We start from the raw sequence: 21,888 nt of genomic DNA on the forward strand, positions 1-21,888 counted from the left end.
GGGACGGTGAACGGGTAGCCGACCGGTGCGGAGTCGACGAGATGACGACGGAGGACCATGAACCCCGAGATCCATCACGAGCCCAGCGAGATCAGCTACGACGAGCAGTTCTACCCGGCGCGTCCGCGGCCGTTGAAACCGTCGGTCCGCCGCGCGGCCAGGGTGGATGCGCAGTCGGGTGAACCGGTGCCGGACAACCCGAAGTATGTGGAGTGGCTGATCAACCAGTCGATCCTGCACGATGCGAAGTTGATCGCGGAGCAGTTGTCCGGCAAGGGCAGCATGTGGCAGAACCCGTATGCCGACCCCAATCCGCGGGCCGCGGTGGAGCGGGGTTCGGTGTGGTTCACGGCGTACCCGATCTCGATCATCACGGCGCCGGGCGCGAGTTTCCTGAGTTCACTCGGCGACGAGTCGCTGTGGCAGGCGTTCTCCGACATCGGGGTGACGGCGGTGCACACGGGGCCGGTGAAGCAGGCCGGTGGGATCGACGGGTGGCGGGCCACGCCCTCGGTGGACGGCCACTTCGACCGCATCAGCATGCAGATCGACTCGGCGTTCGGGACGGAGGAGGAGTTCCGCAAGCTCTGCGTCGTCGCCGCAGCGTACGACGGCATCGTCATCGACGACATCGTCCCCGGTCACACGGGTAAGGGCGCCGACTTCCGGCTCGCCGAGATGGCGCACGCCGACTATCCCGGCATCTATCACATGGTGGAGATCGAACAGCAGGACTGGCACCTGCTTCCCCGCGTTCCGGAAGGCCGGGACGCGGTGAACATCGACGCCGACACCGAGGCGCAGCTCGCCCGCGCCGGGTACATCATCGGGCAACTCCAGCGGGTCATCTTCTACGAACTCGGGGTGAAGGAGACCAACTGGAGTGTCACACCCGCGGTGATGGGGGTGGACGGCGTCGAGCGCAGGTGGGTGTATCTGCACTATTTCAAGGCGGGGCAGCCGTCGATCAACTGGCTCGATCCGTCGTTCGCGGGCATGCGCCTCGTCATCGGCGACGCATGCCATTCCATCGCGGACCTCGGCGCAGGCGCGCTCCGCCTGGACGCCAACGGTTTCCTCGGGGTGGAACGCCGCACCGAGGGACTCCCCGGCTGGTCGGAGGGGCACCCGCTGTCGGAGGCGGCGAATCACCTCATCGCCAGCATCGTGCGGAAGATGGGCGGATTCACGTTCCAGGAGTTGAACCTCACCATCGACGACATCAAGGCGATGGGCACGACCGGCGCCGACCTGTCGTACGACTTCATCAATCGCCCCGCCTACCATCACGCGCTGGTCATGGGGAACACCGAATTCCTCCGGTTGACGATGAACCTCGCCCGCGATCACGGCGTCGACGCGGCTTCGCTCGTCCATGCTCTGCAGAACCACGACGAGCTGACGTTCGAGCTGGTCCATTTCGCGACGCTGCACAAGGACGACGAGTTCGACTACGGCGGCGAGTCCGTCACCGGGTCGGACCTCGGCGACCGCATCCGCAAGGACCTCTGCGAGCGGCTCACCGGGCGGTGGGCGCCGTACAACCGCACGTTCACCACGAACGGGATCGCGTGCACGACAGCCAGTGTCATCACCGCCGCGCTGGGCATCCGCGACCTCGACCGGATGGACGCCGCCGACATCGACACCGTCAAGCAGGCCCACCTGCTGCTGGCGATGTTCAACGCACTCCAGCCGGGAGTGTTCGCTCTGTCGGGCTGGGACCTGTGCGGTTTGCTTCCCGTGCCGTCAGAGGACGTCGCCGATCTCCTCGCGGAGGGGGACACCCGCTGGATCAACCGGGGTGCGCACGACCTGATGGGCGTCAACCCGGACGCCGAACGGTCGGAGTCGGGCATTCCCCGCGGACACAGTCTGTACGGGAGTTTGCCTGTGCAACTGCAGGATCCGACGTCCTTCGCACGCCGCTTGGCCCGCATCATCGACATCCGGAACCGATTCGGCATCGCCACCGCCGTCCAGCTCGACGTGCCGACCGTGTCGCACAAGGGGCTGCTCGTGATGGTCCACGAACTGGCGGACGCGAGTCTGGAGGTCACGGTCCTCAACTTCACGTCCGAGGAGATCGCCGCGACCGTCCAGTCGCAGTTCCTGCCCGCGGGCTCGCCTGCGGTCAACCTGTTCACCGACGAACAGATCGGCGCCGTGGACGAGCTGCACAGTTTCCCGATCACCCTCGCGCCGTACGAGGGGGTGCCCGTCGTGGTGCGGCCGGAATCGGCGTGATGCGGGCCTTGACTCGGACAACGCTTGTCGGAGTAAACTCGGATACGGATTATCCGAGTAAAGGAGAGAAGACGTGAAGATCGTCATTTTCGGGAACGGACTGATCGGACGGCAGGTCGCGGCCACGCTCGGCGAGACCGGGCACGACGTCGTGGCACTCGGCCGCGCCGACGGAATCGACACGACCACCGGCAAGGGCGTCGCGGAGGCCGTCGCGGGAGCCGACGCGGTGGTGGACCTGACCAACTCGCCGTCGTGGGCGGACGACGACGTCCTGGCGTTTTTCCGGGACTCGACGAAGCACATGCTCGCCGCCGAGGAGGCCGCCGGCGTCGGGCACCACGTGGTCCTGTCGATCGTCGGCGCCGACCGGCTTCCCGACTCGGGATACCTGCGGGCCAAGGTCGCACAGGAAGACGTGGTCAAGGCGGGCCCAGTGCCCTACTCGATCGTGCGATCGACCCAGTTCTTCGAGTTCATCGCGGGCATCGCCGACGCCGGGACCGTCGGCGACACGGTGCACGCGACGCCGGCGCACCTGCAGCCCATCGCCTCGCGTGACGTCGTGTCGCGGGTGGCGGAGGTCGCCGCAGGCTCCCCGTTGAACGGCACCGTCGAGATCGCCGGTCCCGAGCCGCTGGGCATCGACGAACTGGTGCGCCGGCTGTTCGCGTCGACCGGAGACAAGCGGTCCGTGACGACCGATCCCGCCGCCGGCTACTTCGGTGCGCAACTCGACGACGCGGCCATCACGCCGACACCCGGCGCCGGCGCCTGGATCGCCCCGACCACCCTGGACGAATGGTTGCGCAAATAGGGTCGTGAGCATGAAGATTTCCGGTGGTGTGGAGTGGTCGCTCCACTGCTGCGTCGTGCTCAGCCAGGCCGAGGGTCCGGTGCCGACCGCGCGGCTGGCAGACCTGCACGGGGTGTCGAAGTCCTATCTCGCCAAGCACCTGCAGTCGCTGGCACGGGCCGGCCTCGTCCACCCGACCGAGGGCCGCGACGGCGGGTACGTCCTCACCCGCGCCCCCGGCGACATCACGGTGCTCGACGTCGTGCAGGCGGTCGACGGCGATGCGCCGGCATTTCGGTGCACGGAGATCCGGCAGCAGGGGCTGCTCGCCGCGCCACCGGAACAGTGCACAACCCCCTGCGGCATCGCGAAGGTCATGGCCGGCGCCGAGCGTGCGTGGCGGGACACGCTGTCGGGTGTGACGATCGCCGATCTCGCGGCCACGCTGGACGTCACCGTTCTCAAAGCGGCACTGGACGCTTCCGGATAGCTGCTCGACCGGCGGTCCCTGTTGCCCCGGAGCACGACCGCGGCGAAGACTGATCCTATGGCCGGCACACGGGGCGATGCCGAGTACCACCGGCTGCGGACCCCACGGGCCGCAGCCGTCGCCGGTGTCGTCTTCGGCGTCCTGTTCGCCTCCAGCATCGTCCTGCTGCGCAGCGCACTGCCGGGCGCCGCGGGCACCCCGTGGGTAAGTCACCAGACGCAGATCACGGCGGCCCTGGTCCTCGCGCCCTTCGCGGGCATCGCGTTCCTGTGGTTCATCGGCGTCATTCGCGACCGGCTCGGAGAACTCGAAGACCGATTCTTCTCGACCGTCTTCGTGGGCAGTGGGCTGTTGTTCCTCGCGACGACCTTCGTGTCGATGGCCCTCGCCGGTGGAATGCTCGCCATATCCCGGCTGCCCACCGCTCCGCAGAACGACCTCGTCTACTTCGGTCGCGAGGTGATGTTGCACGTGAACAACGTGTACGGAGTTCGCATGGCCGGGGTGTTCATGATCTCGCTGGGGACCATCTGGCTGCGCACCGGGCTGATGCCGCGTTGGCTGGCCGTCGCCACCTACGTGCTGTCAGTCACGCTCCTGGTGGTCGTCAGCTTCAGTCTCTGGGTAACGCTGGTGTTTCCGGTGTGGGTGATGGTGATCAGCGTGTACATCCTGGCCGTGGACCGACCGGCGTCGGTGCCGCCGGACTGACGCAGGTCGGCGGCACGAGGTTCTCACCCGGCGCGGGTGATGTGGCCGGGACGTCCCGCGAGCATCGTCAGGATTGCGATTCCCCCGATGATGCGAGGAGAGACAGATGACGGACGCGAAACCCAACATTCTGGTCATCTGGGGCGACGACATCGGTATCACCAATCTCAGCTGCTACAGCGACGGGCTGATGGGCTACCGCACACCGAACATCGACCGCCTCGCCGACGAGGGGATGAGGTTCACCGATTCCTACGGGGAACAGAGCTGTACCGCGGGCCGGGCGTCGTTCATCACCGGGCAGAGCGTGTACCGCACCGGCATGAGCAAGGTGGGAATCCCAGGAGTCGACGTCGGATTGTCGCCGGAGGACCCCACCATCGCCGAACTGCTCAAGCCACTCGGATACGCCACCGGGCAGTTCGGGAAGAACCATCTCGGCGACCTGAACAAATATCTGCCGACCGTGCACGGGTTCGACGAATTCTTCGGCAACCTCTATCACCTCAACGCGGAGGAAGAACCCGAGCTCCCCGACTATCCCAGCGCGCAGGACTATCCCAAACTGCACGAGGTGATGATGCCGCGCGGCGTCCTCCACTGCTGGGCCACCGAGGAAGACGCCGGTGAGGTCGATCCGCGATACGGGCCGCTCGGGAAGCAGCGCATCGAGGACACCGGGCCGCTGACCAAGAAGCGGATGGAGACCATCGACGACGAGACGGTCGCCGCGGCAATCGACTTCATCACGCGGCAGAAGGAGGCCGAAACCCCGTTCTTCGTGTGGATGAACACCACACACATGCACCTGCGGACGCACACGAAGCCGGAAAGCATCGGGCAGGCCGGGCACTGGCAGTCGCCCTACCACGACACCATGGTCGATCACGACAAGCATGTCGGCCAGTTGCTCGACGCCGTCGACGAACTCGGTCTCGCCGAGAACACCATCGTCATCTACAGCACCGACAACGGCCCGCACGCGAACACCTGGCCGGACGGCGCGACCACACCGTTCCGCAGCGAGAAGGACACCAACTGGGAGGGCGCGTTCCGCGTCCCGGAAGTGATCCGCTGGCCGGGCAAGATTCCCGCCGGCGTGGTCTCCAACGAGATCGTTCAGCACCACGACTGGCTGCCCACCTTCCTCGCCGCCGCGGGTGCGCCCGAGGTCGTCGAGCAACTGAAGAGCGGTCACGACGCCGGCGGCAAGAGGTTCAAGGCGCACATCGACGGCTACAACCTGCTGCCGTATCTCACCGGTGAGGTCGACAAGTCCCCGCGCCGGGGCATGGTCTATTTCTCCGACGACTGCGACGTGCTGGGCATCCGTTTCGACAACTGGAAGATCGTGTTCATGGAGCAGCGGGCGCAGGGCACCCTCGGACTGTGGGCGGAGCCGTTCACTCCACTGCGGCTACCGAAACTGTTCAACCTGCGCACCGACCCGTTCGAGCGGGCCGATATCACGTCGAACACCTATTGGGACTGGTTCCTCGACCACGACTACATCGCGATCTACGGAACGGTCATCACGACTCAATTCCTCGAGACGTTCAAGGAATTTCCTCCGCGGCAGGAGCCGGCAAGCTTCACGATCGACCACGCGGTGGCGAAGCTGCACGCCTTCCTGTCGAAGGACTGACCGGGATGGGTGCCGGACTGGGTGGTTCCTGGGCGGACGGATCGACGCGGTCCGCGATCGAGGACTTCGTCGGACGGGTAACGGCGCGCGGGCCGGACTTCGTCGAGCCTGCGGACCGGGTCGCCGTTTTCGACAACGACGGCACACTGTGGTGCGAGAAGCCGATGCCGATCCAACTCGACTTCACGATCCGGCGCTTGGCGGAAATGGCCGCTGCCGATCCCGATCTGCAGCAGACGCAGCCCTGGCAGGCCGCGCACGAGCACGACCTGAAATGGCTCGGCGCCGCGATGGTCAAGCATTATCACGGCGACGACGCGGATCTGAAGCTGTTGATGGGTGCGATCACCCGGGCGTTCGACGAGGTCAGCGTCGAGGACTACGACGCCCGCGTCACCGCATTCTTCGACGGGGCGGACCATCCGACGCTCGGTCGACCGTACCGGGGCTGCGGATACGCACCGATGGTCGAACTGCTGCGCTACCTGGAGGCGAACGGATTCACGATCTACCTCGCGTCCGGCGGTGACCGGGACTTCATGCGCCCGATCGCAGGGCAGCTCTACGGGGTGCCGCCGGAACGGATCATCGGCAGCGCACTCGGCCTCTCCTACCGCGCCGAGGAAGGCCGGACGGAGCTGCTCTACAAGGCGGCGATGGACTTCTTCGACGACGGACCGGAGAAACCGGTCCGGATCTGGAGCAGGATCGGGCGCCGGCCGATCCTGTCGGTCGGCAACTCCAACGGCGACCTGCCGATGCTGGCGTTCTCCGGGCTGCCCGACCGCCCGTCCCTGCGGGTGCTGATCCTGCACGACGACGCCGATCGCGAATTCGACTACGTCGCCGGCGCCGAGCAGGCCCTCGAAGAGGCACGAGCAAACAACTGGACCGTGGTAAGCATGAAGAACGATTGGACGAGCGTCTTCTCGCCGGCCGTCACCTGAGCAGTCGGAAGGGGAGACTTCGTGGATACCGTGACCGTTTCCGATGTCCGTCGCATCCCCGCCCAGACGTTCACCATGGGCTCGGATCGGCACTATCCGGAAGAGGGTCCGGCGCATCGGGTGGCGGTCGACGCGTTCGCGATCGAGGCGTACCAGGTCACCAACGAACAGTTCACGACGTTCGTGCGGGACACCGGTTACGTCACGGTCGCCGAGCGTCCGCTGGACCCCGCCGACTTTCCCGGGGCTCCCGCGGAGAACCTGCAACCCGGATCGATGGTGTTCACTCCCACCCGCGGGCCAGTCGATCTCCGTCACCTGAGCCAGTGGTGGACCTGGACGGTCGGCGCGTCCTGGCACCGCCCCACCGGACCGGCGTCGACGATCGCCGGCCGTGAACGGCATCCCGTCGTCCACGTCGCCCACGAGGACGCGGCCGCGTACGCACAGTGGGCCGGACGGTCCCTCCCCACCGAGGCGCAGTGGGAGGCCGCGGCGCGCGGCGGTCTCGACCAGGCCGAATTCACCTGGGGCGACACCCCGGACTCCGAGTCCCCGCCGCCGGCGAACTACTGGCACGGGGACTTCCCGTGGCGCGCCGACCCCGGGTACGGCACCACGACCGCCGTCGGTAGTTATCGGCCCAACGACTACGGTCTGTTCGACATGGCGGGAAACGTGTGGGAGTGGACCGCCGACTGGTACGCCGATCGGCACGACGACACCGCGCAGTCGTGCTGTGCGCCACGCAATCCGCGTGGACCCGGCATGGCGGAGAGCTTCGACCCGCGTCAACCCCAGTTCCGGGTTCCGCGGCGAGTGATCAAGGGTGGATCGTTCCTCTGCGCAGACAGCTACTGCCGCCGATACCGGCCCGCGGCCCGGCGGCCGCAGATGGTCGACACCGGGATGAGCCACATCGGATTCCGCTGCGTCGAGGCCGCGCCGGGGTCAGAGTAGAACCAGCACGGCGAGGAGCGCGAGCAGTGTGACGACGCTGGAGGTGACGACGGCGGCGAACGTCGCCGGCGCGAATACCCCGGATTCGATCTGCCTGCTGATGACCCGGTATCGGTAGGTGCCGTAGGCGGATACCAGCAGGCCCGCGCCGATCAGAATGAATCCGGCGGCAATGGCGTGGTCGCCGCGGTGTGGGGCGAACTTCGCCACCGCCACACCGAGTGCGGCGACACTGATGCCGGTGCGATGCCACGCGAGATAGGTGCGTTCGTTCGCGAGGTGGTCGCGCGCGGTGCTTCCCGTGTTCGGCTGGGTGGGGCCGAAGATGTCGCGACTCATGCGCCGCCGCCCAGGAACCCGATCTCCGACAGGCTCGACTGGAATCCGGATTCGACCGGGGACAGGCCCGAGATCCACACGAGGACGCGGGTGGTGGGTGCGGGCGTGCGGGCGGCGATCCGGGTGACTCCGGGCGCGAGCGTGGCGGCGCCGAGCAACTGGGTGTGGCCGATGTTGGCCCAGGCGGCGGGCGCGGTCCGGATCTCCACCCTGGTGCCCGGCGTCGGTGATTCGATCCAGACGGTCCGCAGATCGACGGGCTTGGGGAACGACACGATCAGGCCCACTCCGCCCTTCGTCGGCGGCAATTGCTGCGGGTAGCGGTCGGTGGCCCAGAACGTTGCCGGGTTCGCGTCGACCGCGAGCGACGCCCTCGTCCCGTTGTCCGGGAAGTGCTGGGGGGAGTAGACGGTCGCGGACGACGGGATCAGCGGTACCGGGTCGGGTTCCGGCGCGGGCACGATCTCGCTGAGCGTGCTGTCCGCGACAGCCGCGGGCGGTGCGTCCGACGCGGTGAACGAGGTGCCGATCGCCCACCCGGCGGCGCCGAGGGCGACGACCACGGCGAGTGCAGCGCTCATCGCGGGAAGCGGCGCCCTCGATCGGGCCGACCGGTCGTCGGCCTTCGGGCGGACCTTCTTCTTCGGGGCGAACGCGGGAGCCGACCGAGCCCGCGCGTCCGCCAGCATCCGGTCGAGGGCGTCGACCACCGCCTGCGCGGTGTCCATCCCGGGTCGCCGGGTGAGCGCGTTGACGGCCACGTCGGACAGTCGCCGGGGAATCGTGGGCCGCACCCGATGCGGCGGGACGACGGAACCGTCACCCCGACGACCGGCGGGGGGCAGTCCGGCCGCGTGGGTCTCGCCGCACGACGGCAGCGGCCACGTGCCGAGCAGCAGTGCGTACAGCAGCGCGCCGAGGCCGGCGACGTCGTCGGCCGTGCTCGCGGCGGCGAGGGTGGCGGGGAAGGCGAGGACCGCGAGTCCCTCCCGGGAGATCCGTACCCGGTTGGGATGATCGAGTGAGATGCGCGCACCGAAATGGTGCGCGTCCGCGGTGGCGGCGGCGAGGTCGCGCACGATGCGCGCGGCGTCCAGCGGCCGCGGAACCGTGCGCGCGATATCCGCGAGACGCCATCCGGGCGTCCATTCCGCGACCACGGCGATCCGGTCGCCGACCACCGCGATGTCGTAGACCTGCGCGATCCGCCCCTCGTGGCTGAAGCTGGTGCCGGTGGTGTTCCGGCAGAACCGCGCCACCGGATCCGGACGGGTGTCGGTGTCGCGGAGGTGCGCCGAGTCGACGAGGCTGAGCGAGACGTCCCTGCACAGTTCGGTGTCGTGCGCGTGCCACCACTGCACCCAGTCGGGTCCGGCGAATCGTCCGAGGAGTGTGTATCGAGTGGCGACGACCATGCCCGGGGCGAACGGATCCCGGTCCTGCGGCGAATGCGGCGGGACCCCGGACACCGGCATTGCTGTCATCTACTCTCCCGGGCTCTCCTCGACCCCGAAAACTTCTGTCAGGCAACTGTCGCCCGGCAGCAGAGCAGATGTTCGGAGCACCGGGCCCAGTTCTGATCATCCTCGGATGCAGCGCGAATCGGGTGCTTTTCGGCCGACCTAGCCGAGGACGTGCTCCGCGTACCGTGCGACCGCGAGCACGAGGTCGTCCGAATGCCGGGGGCCGATGATCTGCAGGCCCACCGGCAGACCCGCCGCGGTGCGACCGACCGGGATGCTGATCGCCGGCTGCTGGGTCAGGTTGAACGGGTACGTGAACGGCGTCCACTGCGGCCAGCCGGTGAGGTCGCTGCCCGGCGGGACGTCGTGGCCCGCCTCGAAAGCCGGAATGGGGACGGTGGGTGTGAGCAGGACATTGTGCGTCAGATGGAATTTGCCCATCGTGATGCCGATGTCCGCGGCGACCGCGCGAGCGTCGAGATACTCGACCGCGCTGAACTTCTCGCCTCGTTCCCAGACCTTGCCGAGGCCCGGGTCGACCTTGTCGCGTGCCCCCTCCGGGAAATTCTTCAGCATGGCGGCGGCCCCGGCCGCCCACAACAGTTCGAAGGCGTCGATCGGATCGCCGAACCCGGGGTCGGCGGCGGTGACCGGCAGGCCCGCCGCGTCGATGGCCTGCACCGCCCGGTCGACGATCGCCCGGACCTCCGGATCGACGGTCACGTAGCCGAGTGTGGGGGAGTAGGCGACGCCGAGTCCGACCACGTCGCGGCCGATTTCGCCGCGGAAGGTGGTCGGGGACGGCGCGAGCGACGTCGGGTCGCGCGGGTCGGGCAACGCCAGGATGTCCATCAGCAGCGCCGCGTCCTCGACCGTGCGGGTGATCGGGCCGGCGTGCGCCAGCGGCCCGAACGGGCTCGCCGGGAACAGGGGGATCCGGCCGTGGGTGGGCTTGAAACCGACGACGCCGCAGAACGACGCGGGGATCCGCACACTGCCGCCGCCGTCGGTGCCGACGGAGCAGGGACCGAGACCCGCGGCGACCGCCGCGGCACTGCCGCCCGAAGAACCACCGGCCGTCTTGGTCGGGTCGGCGGGGTTGCGGGTGATCCCGCACAGGGCGCTGTCGGTGACGGCCTTCCAGGCGATCTCGGGGGTCGTGGTCTTGCCGAGGAACACCATCCCGTCCTCGCGCAGCCGGGCGGCGACGGGACTGTCGACGTCCCACGGCTGGTCCTCGTCGACGGCCTGCGATCCGCGGAGCGTCGGCCAGCCGTCGGTGAGGAAGATGTCCTTGATGGAGATCGGGACGCCGTCGAGCAGTCCCTTGGAGTAGCCGGTGTTCCAGCGCTCCTCGGACTTCCGGGCCTGCGCGAGCGCCCGCTCCTCGTCGACGAGGCAGTACGAGTTGATGGCGCGATCACGATGGGTGATGGCGTCGAGCATCGCCTGCGTCGCCTCCACCGGTGAAAGTTCTCCGGACGAGTAGGCCGTGACCAGTTCGACGGCGGTCATGTCGGTGGGATTCATGAGAACTCCTTCAGCCTGGACGTTCGGGCCCTGTCATCATCGGCTCGGTACGTACCCGAGGTGCTTGTCAACTACGTTCTCGAGCGGGTACCCCGTCACCCAGCGTTCGAAATTGTCGGTGAACACGGTGACGAGGTCGTCGCGCCAGCCGGCGAAGTCGCCCGAATTGTGTGGCGTGATCGACACGTTCGTCATGTCCCAGAGCGGATGGTCCGCGGGGAGCGGTTCCGTGTCGAACACGTCGAGCGCGGCGCCCGCGATCGTTCCCGACCGCAGCGCGGCGACGAGGTCGTCGGTGCGCACGAGCTCACCACGTCCGACGTTGACGAACCGGGCGCCCGGCTTCATCGCGGCGAACGTCGTATCGCGGAACAGGTGACGGGTCTGCTCGGTGAGCGGGGCCACCGCGATCACGTAATCGGCGGCCGCGAGTTGCTCCGGGAGATCTTCGGTGGCGGTGACCGTCCCGAAGTCGGGATCGGCGTCGCGGGCGGTGCGACCCGAACCGCTGACCTTCATCCCCGCGGTGCGGAGCAGTCGGGCGGTGGCGCGGCCGATGGGGCCGGTGCCGACGATCAGGGCGGTGCGGCCCGCGATCCGCTCGGATTCGCGGTGCTGCCACGTGTGGGACTGCTGCAGTCGCAGCGAACCCGGCAGATCCTTCGCGAACGCGAGGATCTGCGCGAGCGCGTACTCGGCGATCGCGCCGTCGAACACGCCCCGGGAGTTGGTGATCGTGACGTCGCTGTCGCGGGCCTCGGGGAACATGACGGGATCGACGCCGGCCGCGGCGATGTGCAGCCACTGCAGGGAACCGGCGGCATGCCACGCTCCGGGCACCGCATCGGTGAGGAAGTCGTAGAGAAACAGCACGTCCGCGCCGTCGAGGGCGTCGCTCAGCCCCGCCTTGCCGGTGTAGCGAACTTCGGCACGGGACGCGACCGGTGCCATGAGTTCGTCGCTCGGCAGAACGTGGGCATGTAGCACCGCGACGATCGGGTTCCGACTCACGTTGACACCGTAAGAGTAACTCGTATGATTGTCAACAATCTGATAATGCTCGGGCGCGGCCGAATCGAAGGTGAGGCCTGGTGTTGGAACTGAACATTCCCGAATTCGAGGGGCCGATCGCGCAACGGGGAATAGGCATCATCGCCCCGTTCGACCTGGCGCTCGAACGTGAACTGTGGCGTTGGGCTCCCCTCGAGGTGAGCCTGCATCTGGCGCGCACGCCGTACGAACCCGTGCCCGTCAGCCTGGAGATGGCCGAACTCGTGTCCGAGCGAAGACACCTCATGGCGGCGACGCGCGACGTCCTGCACGTCGAGCCGGAGGTCGTGGCCTATCTGTGCACGTCGGGAAGTTTCATCAAGGGCCTCGAATACGAGCGGACGCTGTGCGACGCGATCTGCGAGGCCGGCGCCCTGCACGCGGTCACCACGTCCGGGGCGCTGGTCGAGGCGATCGAGCACCTCGAGCTGAGCAGGCTGTCGGTGATCACGCCGTACGACGCCCCGCTGACCGAACGGTTGCACGCGTTCCTGAACGAGGCCGGCACCGAGGTGGTGCGCTCCGATCACCTCGGGCTCGGCGGCGGCATCTGGAAGGTCAACTACCGCACGATCGCCGAGCGGATCATCGCGGCGGACGACCCCCGGTCGGAGGCGATCTTCGTCAGCTGCACCAACCTGCCGACCTACGACGTCATCGCGCCGCTCGAAGAGGAACTCGGCAAACCGGTGCTCACCGCCAACCAGCTCACCATCTGGGCCTGTCTGGGCCGGATGAAACTCCCCATGACGGGGCCCGGGAAGTGGCTCCGCAACGTCTTCTGACACACCCCCACGACACGGAACGAGGAGAACGCATGACGAGCACGCCGACCCCCACTGTGGGATTCATCTACCCGGACCACGCCGCCGAAGACGACTACCCCTTCGCCGCGGAGATGCTCGGAGTCGATCTGCCGGTCGTGCACATCTACGGCACCGACCTGCACGCCGTGCCCGAACTGCTCGACCTCGGTAGCCCCGAGAAACTCGCCGGCGGGGCCGCGCTGCTCGCCGGCGAGAAGCCGGACGCCGTCGTGTGGGCGTGCACGTCGGGCAGCTTCGTCTACGGCCCCGACGGCGCGAAGCAGCAGGCCGAGACGCTCGCCGCCGCCACCGGTGTGCCCACGTCCAGCACCAGTTTCGCGTTCGTCAACGCCCTGCACGCCCTGGGGATCACCCGGGTCGCGGTGGCCGCGAGCTACCCGGAGGACGTCGCGAAGCTGTTCGTCGAATTCCTCGCCGCCGCCGGCATCGAGGTGCTGTCGATGTCGAGTGCGGGGATCGACACCGCTGCCGAGGTCGGTCTGCTCAGCCCCGAATCCGTGGTGGAACTCGCGGTGGAGAACGACCATCCGGACGCCGAAGCCCTGCTCATCCCCGACACGGCCATGAGGACGCTGGGTGCGCTGAGTACTCTCGAGCAGCGCCTCGGCAAGCCGGTCCTCACGGCAAACCAGGTGACCATCTGGGAAGGCCTGCGTCTTGCAGGCCACACGGCGGTGCAACCGTCGTTAGGAACCTTGTTCGAGAAAGGCCACAGTCATGGCTCTGACTGACCTGGAACCCGTCAGTCGTCAATCGACTGCCGAATTCATCGCGGACCGCCTGCGGGTCGCCATCATGAAGGGTGCGCTCGAACCGGGTGCACAGCTGGGCGAGGCGGAACTGGCCGCGCATTTCCAGGTCTCGCGCGGACCCCTGCGCGAAGCCATGCAGAGGCTCGTATCCGAGGGCATACTGCACAGCATCCGTCACCGCGGGATCTTCGTGACGGAACTGACCCTCGACGACGTCGTCGACGTGTACCGCAGCCGGTCGGTCATCGAGCGCGGGGCCCTCGAGATGATTCTCGCCGACGGTCGCCGGGAAGCCACCTACCTGGCGCTCGAACCCACCGTGCTCGTGATGCAGGCCGCGGCCGAGCGCGGCGACGCCGCCGCCGTGTCGGACGCAGATCAGCAGTTCCACCAGATCCTGGTGGAGAGCGCGCAGAGCCCGCGGCTCATCCGCGCGGCGCGGACGCTGCTGATCGAGACCCGGATGTGCCTGGGTGCACTGCAGACCACGTACGACGACATTCGCGAGCAGGCGCAGGAACACGCGACCCTGCGCGAGGCGATCCGGTCGGGCACGGCTGACGAGGTGCAGAAACTGCTCGCCGAACACCTGGACGACGCCGTCCAGCGGCTCCGCGCCGATCAGAAGACTCTGTCGCCGTAGCGACAGTGAAGTAGAGGTAAGTGCCGAGGAGGGACAATGACTCAGGTAGCTGAGGTTCAGGGATTCACCAACCACAACGATCGCTACCCCACTCGGATCACCTCCGAGCCGTCGATGCTCCAACGGAACGAACCTGCCGCCTGGGGAACGCCCGCGGACGGACCCTTCGACGCGGCCGCCCTCGCCGGACACGAGGCACGCGGCTTCACCATCGTCGACCACGTCCTGAACACCGGCGAAGTGATGACGTGCCGGGAGGAACTCGACCGGCTGTCCCGGGACCCGTCGATGCGCGACAGCGGTCGCGTCATCACCGAACGCGGTTCCGGCGAGGTCCGGTCCGTCTTCGACGTCCACCGGCGCAGCGACGTGGTCGCCGCGCTGATCCGCGACGGCAGGATTCTCGACCGCGCGCGACAACTCCTCGGCTCCGACGTCTACATCCACCAGAGCCGGATCAACTCCATGCCCGGTTTCAAGGGCACCGGCTTCTACTGGCACTCGGACTTCGAGACCTGGCACGCCGAGGACGGGCTCCCGGTGCCGCGGGCCGTCAGTTGCTCGATCACGCTCACCGAGAACTACCCGTTCAACGGATCGCTGATGGTGATGCCCGGTTCGCACAAGCGGTTCGTCCAGTGCGTCGGCGCCACCCCCGACGACAACTACACGTCCTCGCTCGTCGAGCAGGAGGTCGGGGTTCCGCGCCGGGAAGACGTGACCCGGATGGCTGCGGAGTTCGGGATCGACCAGTTCACCGGTGCGGCGGGCACCGCGCTGTGGTTCGACTCCAACGTCATGCACGGGTCGGGCAACAACATCACGCCCTACCCGCGGTCGAATCTGTTCCTCGTGTTCAACAGTGTCGAGAACACGCTCGTCGCGCCGTTCGCCGCACCGCGGCCACGGCCGGAGTACATCGCGTCGCGCGACTTCACACCGCTGTCCTGACGTGAGTGGCAAAGTGTGCTCCCGCACGCTTTGCCACTCACCTATGCGGGGAGCTCGTGCAGGGTGCGGGCGAGGTGGGCGAGTTCGGGAACCTCGGCCGCCCGGTCGAGCGCCGCTTCCAGCGTGGCGTCGTGGGTGGGACGCGCCTCGTCCAGTGCCGCCCGGCCCGCGGGTGTGAGTTCGGTGTAGATGCCGCGACGGTCGTCGTCGCACAGAATCCGGGTGAGCAGGCCACGGTTCTCCAATCGGTTCACCAGCCTGGTGGTGGCGCTGCTGCTCAGCGCGGCCGCGCGGGCGAGCTGCGCCATCCGCATGTGCCAGCCGTCCTGGCGACTCAGTGCGTCGAGCACCGTGTACTCGACCACCGAGAGGTCGTGACCCCGCTGCAGGGCGCGTTCGAGTTCCGCCTCGAGCAAACCATGCAGGGCCGCGAGCGTGCGCCATCCCTGCGACCGGATCTCGACGGCGTCGTCAGCGACTGCCATGGCCACCTCCTGTGGATACGAGTGCCAGGTCAGAATACCAGCTTGCGCACATAGCGGGCGTGTGCAACTATTTATGACGCGCCTGCAACTAATGCAGACGCGGTATTCGAGCTAGCGCTCTTATCTCTCGAGTCTGTACGAAAGGAGTGGCTGCGATGCCACTGGGTCTGCTCGCCCTCGCAATGGGCGGCTTCGGGATCGGTCTCACCGAATTCGTCATCATGGGACTGCTGCCGGAGGTGTCGGCCGACTTTCAGGTGAGCGAGTCCGTGGCCGGCTACCTCATCTCCGGCTACGCCCTCTCCGTCGCCGTCGGAGCCATCGTCATCACCGCGGCGGTCACCCGCTTCGACCGCAAGCGCGTCCTCCAGGCGCTGATGGTGCTGTTCATCGGCGGCAACCTCCTGTCGGCGCTCGCCCCGACCTACGAGGTCATGATGGGCGGACGCGTCCTCGCGGCCCTGTGCCACGGCGCATTCTTCGGCATCGGGTCGGTGCTCGCCGCGGACCTCGTGCCCGCGAGCAAGCGGGCCGCGGCCATCGCGACGATGTTCGCCGGATTGACCATCGCCAACGTTCTCGGTGTCCCGTTCGGCACGTTCCTCGGCCAGCAGTTCGGCTGGCGCTCCACGTTCTGGGCCATCACCGTCATCGGCGTCGTGGCCTTGATCGGCATCACCGCGCTGGTGCCGTCCGTGTCCCGTGCGGCGGACGCGCCGGAACCTGCCGGTCTGCGCAGCGAACTGCGGGCCTTCCGGAATCCGCAGGTGTGGTTCTCGATCGCCGTCACCATTCTCGGATTCGGCGGCATGTTCGGTGCGTTCACCTATATCGCGTTCACGCTCACCGAGGTCGGCGGATTCGCGTCTACCAGCGTCCCGTGGCTCCTCGTGCTCTTCGGCGGCGGCCTGTTCGTCGGCAACGTCCTCGGCGGACGCGCCGCCGACAAGGCGCTCACCCGCACGCTGACCACGGTCCTCGCCGTGCTCGCCGTCGTGCTCGTCGTGTTCGCCCTCACCGCAGGCAGCAAGCCGATGACGATCGTCGCCCTGTTCCTCATGGGGCTCTTCGGATTCGCGACCGTTCCCGGACTGCAGATGCGCATCATGAACTACGCGGCGCAGGCGCCGACCATGGCGTCCGGCGCCAACATCGCCGCCTTCAACGTGGGCAACGCACTCGGGGCCTGGCTCGGCGGCATCACCATCGCCGCGGGACTCGGCTTCACGTCCCCGATCTGGATGGGTGCCGCACTCACCGTGGCCGCGCTCGCCGTTCTCCTCGTCGCCACCGCACTCGACCGGCGGTCGAAAGATCAGCCGGTGGAGAACGATTCGGTGGTCGTGCCGGTATAGCGCTTCGCGGCCGGTTTGTCCGCTCGCGAAAGTCGAGGACGGCACAAACACGAACACCCCGCTGCGGATGCTCGCTGCGGGGGTGTTCGGGTCGGGTGAGGGACTACCGGTGGGTGAACGCCGGCGACCGCTTTTCGACGAACGCGGCCATGCCTTCCTTCTGGTCCTCGGTGGCGAATGTCGAGTGGAATACGCGTCGTTCGAAGCGGATTCCCTCGGCGAGGGTGGTCTCGAAGGACCGGTTGACCGCTTCCTTCGCCATCATCGCGACGGGCAGCGACATCTCGGCGACGGTGGTGGCCGTGAGCAGCGCCTCGTCGAACAGGTCGGCGGCCGGGACGATGCGGGCGACGAGTCCGGCCCGTTCGGCTTCCTCGGCGTCCATGTTCCGGCCCGTCAGGCACAGTTCCATCGCCTTGGCCTTGCCGACGGCGCGGGTCAGGCGCTGTGAGCCGCCGATTCCGGGGATGACGCCGAGTTTGATCTCGGGCTGACCGAACTTGGCGGTGTCGGCGGCGAGCAGGATGTCGCACATCATCGCCAGTTCGCACCCGCCGCCGAGGGCGTATCCCGCCACCGCGGCAACGATGGGTTTGCGGGCGGCGGCGATGCGGTCGCCGATCGAGAAGAAGTCGTCGAGGTAGACGTCCATGTAGGACTTGGTTTGCATCTCCTTGATGTCGGCGCCGGCGGCGAACGCCCGGTCGGACCCGGTGATGAGGATGGCGCCGATGTCGCTGTCGCCATCGAGTTCCTCGATTGCCGTGACGAGTTCGCGCAGAAGCTGGGAGTTCAACGCGTTCAGCGCTTTCGGACGGTTGAGGGTGATGATCCCGACCCGGCCCTTGCGGTCGAGGAGGATGGTGTCGTAGTCGGTCACTGCTGGTCTCCGGTTGTCGTAGGGGCCGTGAGGCCGAGTTCGAGGTCGCCGAGGGGGGTGAAGAATGTTGCGACGGCGTCGTCGGTCACGTCGTCGAGGGAGGCGGGTGACCAGTGCGGGTTGCGGTCCTTGTCGACGACCTGCGCCCGGATCCCCTCGACCAGATCGGCCGAGCCCAGGCAGGCGACGGACACCCGGAATTCCTCGTTCAGCACTTCTTCGAGGCTGCCCGCCACCCGGGCCCGGCGCAGCGACGCCAACGTGACCGCGCACGCGGTCGGCGACTTCGCCAGCACCTGCTCGGCCGCCTTCGCCGCCTCGGGGACCCCTCTGCCCTGCAGGCGGGCCACGATCTCGGCGACGCTGTCCGCGGAATATGCGGCGTCGATCCACGCCTGCTGCGCCAGCAGGTCCGATTCCGGGGCCGGTTCGGTGAACGCGGCCAGCGCCGCCTCCACCGTTGTGGTCGACAGAGCCTCGACGAACTGCTCGATCCTGGCGGACGGGATGAAGTGGTCGGCGAACCCGCACGCGATCGCATCCCCGGCACTGAGGCGGGCGGTGGTGAGCGCGATGTGGGTGCCCAACTCTCCCGGGGACCGGGCCAACAGGTAGGTGCCGCCGACGTCGGGGACGAACCCGATCCCGGTCTCGGGCATCCCGATCATCGACCGCTCGGTCACGATCCGCACACTGCCGTGCGCCGACACCCCGACCCCGCCGCCCATCACGATGCCGTCCATGATCGCCACATACGGCTTCGGATAGTTCGCAATGGCGGCGTTGAGGATGTACTCGTCGCGCCAGAACTCCCGCGACCCGGTGCCACCCTCCTTGGCGTCGTGGTAGATCGAGACGATGTCCCCGCCCGCGCACAGCCCGCGTTCCCCGGCGCCGGTGATCAGCACCGCGCGCACTTCGTCGTCCCCGGCCCACTCCGACAGTGCCGCCGCGATCCGCGCCACCATGGCGTGGTTGAGGGCGTTGATCGCCTTGGGGCGGTTGAGCACGATCCGGCCGAGGCCGTCGCGCTTGTCGATGAGTACCTCGGGGTCGGTGATTGGTTCGGTCATTTATGCCACTCCTCGGTTTCCGACGACGCTGCGGGCAATCACGACCCGCATGATCTCGTTGCTGCCCTCGAGGATCTGATGCACCCGCAGGTCGCGGACGATCTTCTCGATCCCGTACTCGGCAAGATAGCCGTACCCGCCGTGCAGCTGCAGCGCCTTGTTCGCGACCTCGAACCCGGTGTCGGTGGCGAACCGCTTCGCCATCGCACACAACTCCACCACGTCCGGGGCACCCTCCTCCAGGGCGGCCGCCGCCCGCCACAACAGGGTGCGGGCCGCCTCCAGCTCCGTGCGCATGTCCGCCAGCTGGAACTGCAACGCCTGCGAGTCGAGCAACGACGACCCGAACGCCTTCCGGTCCGCCAGATACGCCACCGCCTTATCCAACGCGGTCTGCGCCCCGCCGACCGAGCAGGCGGCGATGTTGAGCCTGCCCCCGTTCAGGCCGGCCATCGCGATCCGGAACCCGCCGCCCTCGTCGCCGAGCAGGTTGCCCGCCGGCACCCGCACATCCTCGAAGATCACCTGCCGGGTCGGCTGGGCGTTCCAGCCCATCTTCACCTCGTTCGGCCCGAACGACAGCCCGGCCGAGTCCTTCGGGACGATGAACGCCGAGATCCCGCGCGGCCCGCCCTCCCCGGTGCGGGCCATCACCACATACACCTCGGAGTTGCCGGCCCCGGAAATGAACTGCTTGACCCCGTTGAGCACGTAGTCGTCGCCGTCGCGGACCGCCCTGGTGCTCAGCGCCGCCGCATCGGAGCCGGCGCCGGGTTCGGTGAGGCAGTAACTGCCCAGCTGATCCATCGCGCACAACCCCGGCACCCAGGCGCGGCGCTGCTCCTCGGTGCCGAACCGGTCGATCATCCAGGTGACCATGTTGTGGATGGAAATGTAGGCGGCGATCGACGGACAGCCCTTCGCCAACTGCTCGAAGATGCGGGCCGCATCGACCCGGGTCAGCTCGGAGCCGCCCACGTCCTCGCGGATGTAGATCCCGCCCATCCCGAGCGAGGCCGCCTTCCGCAGCACATCGACGGGGAAATGCTTGGCCTGATCCCATTCCACCGCATGCGGCGCGAGATGCTCGGCCGCGAAATCACGGGCCGTGTCGCTGATCGCCCGCTCGTCATCGGTCAAGGTGAACATACAAATCGACCCTTTCAGGTTCGGGTAGTTGGAAGTACTATAGTTGGATATCCATGTAAATTGCCAGTGGGATGTGACCCGAAAGTGGTCGTTCATTGGATGCCCGAGTACGAACCACGAGGAGGCTACCGGTGGCCACTACGCAACCACCCCACCCGGCGCCCGCTGCCGATTCCGTCGCGCCGGCCACGGCGCTGATCGCCGCCGTCCTGCAGACGCAGAAGCTGATCACCCATCACCTCAACTCCACGCTGCGCCCACTCGGCCTGTCCTTCGCCCGGTACGAGGTCCTGGCGATGATGGTCGCCGCGAACGGCCCCCTGCCGATGGTGCGGATCGTCCGTGCCCTGGACCGGCACCCGACCACCATCGGAACGCTCGTCGACGGCCTCGAAGAGGCAGGGCTGTGCGTGCGGACGATCAATCGCTCCGATCGTCGCTCGACCCTCGTCACGGTCACCGACAAGGGCCTCGAGGTGGGGGCCTCGGCGAGCCGAGCCCTCGACGGCGTCGCTCTCGCGGACCCGCAGGACATGCACCGTCTCCACGAGGGTCTGCAACAGTTACTCACCGCAACCCGGCGGGCATCGACCGCGGCCGCCGAAATGTCGGAGGGTCGGCCGTGATCGACGTACGCAACATTCGCTCGGATGATCTGCGGTACCTGCTCGCCGTGGCGCGCACCGGTCGTCGCCAATCCGCGGCGATGGACCTGGGCGTCGATCACACCACCGTCTCGCGGCGAGTGCGCGCGCTCGAGAAGGTCCTCGGCGTCCGACTGCTGCAGCGCAGTGCCGACGGGTGGGAGTTGACCGATGTCGGCCGATCGATCGCGGAGAAGGCGCAACAGATCGAGGAAGCCGTTCAGGAAGCTGCGGACGTGGTCCTCGGCATCAGTGAGAATCCACTCCGCGGAACGGTCCGGATCACCGCCCCGGACGGATTCGGCTCGTTGTTCGTCGCTCCGGCGCTGGCCAAGCTGAGAATGAATCATCCGCATCTCGTCGTCGAATTGGTCACCGATACAAGGCAACTCAACCTCTATCAATCGGGGTTCGACCTGGCCGTCGCGGTGGGGACACCGATCACCAGTCGGCTGGTTTCCGAACGCGTGTGCCAGTACTCGCTCGGGTTGTACGGCAGCGAAGAGTACTTCCGCGACTACGGTGAACCCGGCAGCATCGAGGAGCTGACGGCGCACCCGCTGGTCTTCTTCGTCGATTCCCTGCTGCAGGTCGGGGATCTCGACTTGAACCGGCATCTGCCCGGGGTCGCGGCAAAATTCATGTCCACCAACATCTTCGCTCACGTCGCGGCCACCCGGTGCGGCGGCGGCATCGGACTGCTGCCGGCGTTCATGGCCGACCAGCACGCCGATCTGCGCCGGATCCTGCCCGACACCGTCGACGTCCGGCTCGCCTTCTCCCTGGCCGCTCGCCGCGAAAGCCTGACCAATCCTGCGGTACAGGCTGTCCGGCAAGCGATCCAGGAAGAGGCGCTCAGTCGTCGAGACGAACTGGTCCCGACCCGGTAGTCCCCGGGGCGGCGTTGCAGGACGCAGACTCCCGCAACGCCGCTGACCGGTGTGCCAGGCG

General features: G+C 67.7%; 22 protein-coding genes. 14 read left to right on the top strand and 8 right to left on the bottom strand.

Annotated elements, in window-relative coordinates; translation table 11 throughout:
• Positions 1 to 57 precede the first annotated feature (57 nt).
• The 7 genes from treS (at position 58) to JWS14_RS24940 (ending at position 7,796) form a co-directional block, all read left to right on the top strand.
• Positions 58 to 2,247, top strand: coding sequence for a maltose alpha-D-glucosyltransferase (gene treS / locus JWS14_RS24910; RefSeq protein ID WP_206014632.1), 2,190 nt, complete (start codon positions 58 to 60; stop codon positions 2,245 to 2,247).
• 73 nt (positions 2,248 to 2,320) lie between these two features.
• Positions 2,321 to 3,064 (top strand): SDR family oxidoreductase, encoded by a 744-nt coding sequence (locus JWS14_RS24915; protein WP_206014633.1) that lies wholly within the window; start codon positions 2,321 to 2,323, stop codon positions 3,062 to 3,064.
• Between the two features lie 10 nt (positions 3,065 to 3,074).
• Entirely contained in the window at positions 3,075 to 3,533 is a 459-nt protein-coding gene (locus JWS14_RS24920; RefSeq protein ID WP_206014634.1) for an RrF2 family transcriptional regulator, read from the top strand.
• 57 nt (positions 3,534 to 3,590) lie between these two features.
• Positions 3,591 to 4,244 carry a hypothetical protein gene (locus JWS14_RS24925; protein WP_095863120.1) on the top strand — a complete coding sequence of 218 codons (654 nt, stop codon included), beginning with the start codon at positions 3,591 to 3,593 and terminating at the stop codon, positions 4,242 to 4,244.
• A 106-nt stretch (positions 4,245 to 4,350) separates the two neighbouring features.
• Positions 4,351 to 5,889, top strand: coding sequence for an arylsulfatase (locus JWS14_RS24930; protein WP_095863121.1), 1,539 nt, complete (start codon positions 4,351 to 4,353; stop codon positions 5,887 to 5,889).
• Positions 5,890 to 5,894: 5 nt separating this feature from the next.
• Entirely contained in the window at positions 5,895 to 6,836 is a 942-nt protein-coding gene (locus tag JWS14_RS24935; RefSeq protein WP_072939167.1) for an HAD family hydrolase, read from the top strand.
• Positions 6,837 to 6,857: 21 nt separating this feature from the next.
• On the top strand, positions 6,858 to 7,796 hold the full coding sequence (locus JWS14_RS24940) for a formylglycine-generating enzyme family protein (protein WP_206014635.1): 939 nt from the start codon (positions 6,858 to 6,860) through the stop codon (positions 7,794 to 7,796).
• Here the strand turns inward: JWS14_RS24940 and JWS14_RS24945 are convergent.
• The 4 genes from JWS14_RS24945 to JWS14_RS24960 form a co-directional block, all read right to left on the bottom strand.
• Entirely contained in the window at positions 7,788 to 8,135 is a 348-nt protein-coding gene (locus JWS14_RS24945) for a YidH family protein (RefSeq protein ID WP_095863124.1), read from the bottom strand. The genes JWS14_RS24940 and JWS14_RS24945 overlap by 9 nt on opposite strands.
• Positions 8,132 to 9,619, bottom strand: a complete 1,488-nt coding sequence (locus JWS14_RS24950) for a protein kinase family protein (protein WP_095863125.1) — start codon at positions 9,617 to 9,619, stop codon at positions 8,132 to 8,134. Before JWS14_RS24950 ends, JWS14_RS24945 begins: the two co-directional genes overlap by 4 nt.
• Before the next feature lie 138 nt (positions 9,620 to 9,757).
• Entirely contained in the window at positions 9,758 to 11,128 is a 1,371-nt protein-coding gene (locus JWS14_RS24955; protein WP_206014636.1) for an amidase, read from the bottom strand.
• A gap of 36 nt (positions 11,129 to 11,164) precedes the next feature.
• Complete coding sequence (locus tag JWS14_RS24960) at positions 11,165 to 12,139, bottom strand: D-2-hydroxyacid dehydrogenase (RefSeq protein ID WP_206014637.1); 975 nt, start codon at positions 12,137 to 12,139, stop codon at positions 11,165 to 11,167.
• Between the two features lie 83 nt (positions 12,140 to 12,222).
• On the opposite strand from JWS14_RS24960, the gene JWS14_RS24965 reads away from it, so the two are divergent.
• The 4 genes from JWS14_RS24965 to thpD are packed head-to-tail and all read left to right on the top strand — an operon-like array spanning position 12,223 to position 15,351.
• The gene (locus tag JWS14_RS24965) at positions 12,223 to 12,963 is read left to right on the top strand and encodes a maleate cis-trans isomerase family protein (protein ID WP_206016177.1); all 741 of its coding nucleotides are present in this window, start codon (positions 12,223 to 12,225) and stop codon (positions 12,961 to 12,963) included.
• A 32-nt stretch (positions 12,964 to 12,995) separates the two neighbouring features.
• Positions 12,996 to 13,736, top strand: coding sequence for a maleate cis-trans isomerase family protein (locus JWS14_RS24970; RefSeq protein ID WP_206014638.1), 741 nt, complete (start codon positions 12,996 to 12,998; stop codon positions 13,734 to 13,736).
• Positions 13,723 to 14,400 (top strand): GntR family transcriptional regulator, encoded by a 678-nt coding sequence (locus JWS14_RS24975; protein WP_072939146.1) that lies wholly within the window; start codon positions 13,723 to 13,725, stop codon positions 14,398 to 14,400. The genes JWS14_RS24970 and JWS14_RS24975 overlap by 14 nt, the downstream gene beginning before the upstream one ends.
• 36 nt (positions 14,401 to 14,436) lie before the next feature.
• Entirely contained in the window at positions 14,437 to 15,351 is a 915-nt protein-coding gene (gene thpD, locus JWS14_RS24980) for an ectoine hydroxylase (protein WP_072939143.1), read from the top strand.
• Positions 15,352 to 15,392: 41 nt separating this feature from the next.
• Here the strand turns inward: thpD and JWS14_RS24985 are convergent, their stop codons facing one another.
• Positions 15,393 to 15,836 (bottom strand): MarR family winged helix-turn-helix transcriptional regulator, encoded by a 444-nt coding sequence (locus tag JWS14_RS24985; RefSeq protein ID WP_072939140.1) that lies wholly within the window; start codon positions 15,834 to 15,836, stop codon positions 15,393 to 15,395.
• Between the two features lie 155 nt (positions 15,837 to 15,991).
• Here JWS14_RS24985 and JWS14_RS24990 point away from each other — a divergent pair, with 155 nt between their 5' ends.
• On the top strand, positions 15,992 to 17,191 hold the full coding sequence (locus JWS14_RS24990) for an MFS transporter (protein ID WP_206014639.1): 1,200 nt from the start codon (positions 15,992 to 15,994) through the stop codon (positions 17,189 to 17,191).
• 103 nt (positions 17,192 to 17,294) lie between these two features.
• Here JWS14_RS24990 and JWS14_RS24995 read toward each other — a convergent pair whose 3' ends face one another.
• The 3 genes from JWS14_RS24995 to JWS14_RS25005 are packed head-to-tail and all read right to left on the bottom strand — an operon-like array spanning position 17,295 to position 20,293.
• Positions 17,295 to 18,071, bottom strand: a complete 777-nt coding sequence (locus JWS14_RS24995) for an enoyl-CoA hydratase (protein WP_206014640.1) — start codon at positions 18,069 to 18,071, stop codon at positions 17,295 to 17,297.
• A complete protein-coding gene (locus JWS14_RS25000; RefSeq protein ID WP_206014641.1) occupies positions 18,068 to 19,144 on the bottom strand; it encodes an enoyl-CoA hydratase/isomerase family protein in 1,077 nt (358 codons plus the stop codon). The genes JWS14_RS24995 and JWS14_RS25000 overlap by 4 nt, the downstream gene beginning before the upstream one ends.
• Complete coding sequence (locus tag JWS14_RS25005) at positions 19,145 to 20,293, bottom strand: isobutyryl-CoA dehydrogenase (protein ID WP_206014642.1); 1,149 nt, start codon at positions 20,291 to 20,293, stop codon at positions 19,145 to 19,147.
• 131 nt (positions 20,294 to 20,424) lie between these two features.
• Here JWS14_RS25005 and JWS14_RS25010 point away from each other — a divergent pair, with 131 nt between their 5' ends.
• Together JWS14_RS25010 and JWS14_RS25015 are read left to right on the top strand one after the other, a co-directional pair.
• The gene (locus JWS14_RS25010) at positions 20,425 to 20,919 is read left to right on the top strand and encodes a MarR family winged helix-turn-helix transcriptional regulator (RefSeq protein WP_095863133.1); all 495 of its coding nucleotides are present in this window, start codon (positions 20,425 to 20,427) and stop codon (positions 20,917 to 20,919) included.
• The gene (locus JWS14_RS25015) at positions 20,916 to 21,827 is read left to right on the top strand and encodes a LysR family transcriptional regulator (protein WP_095863134.1); all 912 of its coding nucleotides are present in this window, start codon (positions 20,916 to 20,918) and stop codon (positions 21,825 to 21,827) included. Before JWS14_RS25010 ends, JWS14_RS25015 begins: the two co-directional genes overlap by 4 nt.
• Positions 21,828 to 21,888: the final 61 nt, after the last annotated feature.

The organism is Rhodococcus koreensis (assembly GCF_017068375.1).
GTDB lineage: Bacteria > Actinomycetota > Actinomycetes > Mycobacteriales > Mycobacteriaceae > Rhodococcus_F > Rhodococcus_F koreensis.

Coding starts and splice junctions, on each gene's coding strand:
- treS (WP_206014632.1), top strand. CDS start 58: ATGAACCCCGAGATCCATCACGAGCCCAGCGAGATCAGCTACGACGAG.
- JWS14_RS24970 (WP_206014638.1), top strand. CDS start 12,996: ATGACGAGCACGCCGACCCCCACTGTGGGATTCATCTACCCGGACCAC.
- JWS14_RS24955 (WP_206014636.1), bottom strand. CDS start 11,128: ATGAATCCCACCGACATGACCGCCGTCGAACTGGTCACGGCCTACTCG.
- JWS14_RS24990 (WP_206014639.1), top strand. CDS start 15,992: ATGCCACTGGGTCTGCTCGCCCTCGCAATGGGCGGCTTCGGGATCGGT.
- JWS14_RS25005 (WP_206014642.1), bottom strand. CDS start 20,293: ATGTTCACCTTGACCGATGACGAGCGGGCGATCAGCGACACGGCCCGT.
- JWS14_RS24975 (WP_072939146.1), top strand. CDS start 13,723: ATGGCTCTGACTGACCTGGAACCCGTCAGTCGTCAATCGACTGCCGAA.
- JWS14_RS24935 (WP_072939167.1), top strand. CDS start 5,895: ATGGGTGCCGGACTGGGTGGTTCCTGGGCGGACGGATCGACGCGGTCC.
- JWS14_RS24945 (WP_095863124.1), bottom strand. CDS start 8,135: ATGAGTCGCGACATCTTCGGCCCCACCCAGCCGAACACGGGAAGCACC.
- JWS14_RS24920 (WP_206014634.1), top strand. CDS start 3,075: ATGAAGATTTCCGGTGGTGTGGAGTGGTCGCTCCACTGCTGCGTCGTG.
- JWS14_RS24985 (WP_072939140.1), bottom strand. CDS start 15,836: ATGGCAGTCGCTGACGACGCCGTCGAGATCCGGTCGCAGGGATGGCGC.
- thpD (WP_072939143.1), top strand. CDS start 14,437: ATGACTCAGGTAGCTGAGGTTCAGGGATTCACCAACCACAACGATCGC.
- JWS14_RS24930 (WP_095863121.1), top strand. CDS start 4,351: ATGACGGACGCGAAACCCAACATTCTGGTCATCTGGGGCGACGACATC.
- JWS14_RS24950 (WP_095863125.1), bottom strand. CDS start 9,619: ATGACAGCAATGCCGGTGTCCGGGGTCCCGCCGCATTCGCCGCAGGAC.
- JWS14_RS24925 (WP_095863120.1), top strand. CDS start 3,591: ATGGCCGGCACACGGGGCGATGCCGAGTACCACCGGCTGCGGACCCCA.
- JWS14_RS25000 (WP_206014641.1), bottom strand. CDS start 19,144: ATGACCGAACCAATCACCGACCCCGAGGTACTCATCGACAAGCGCGAC.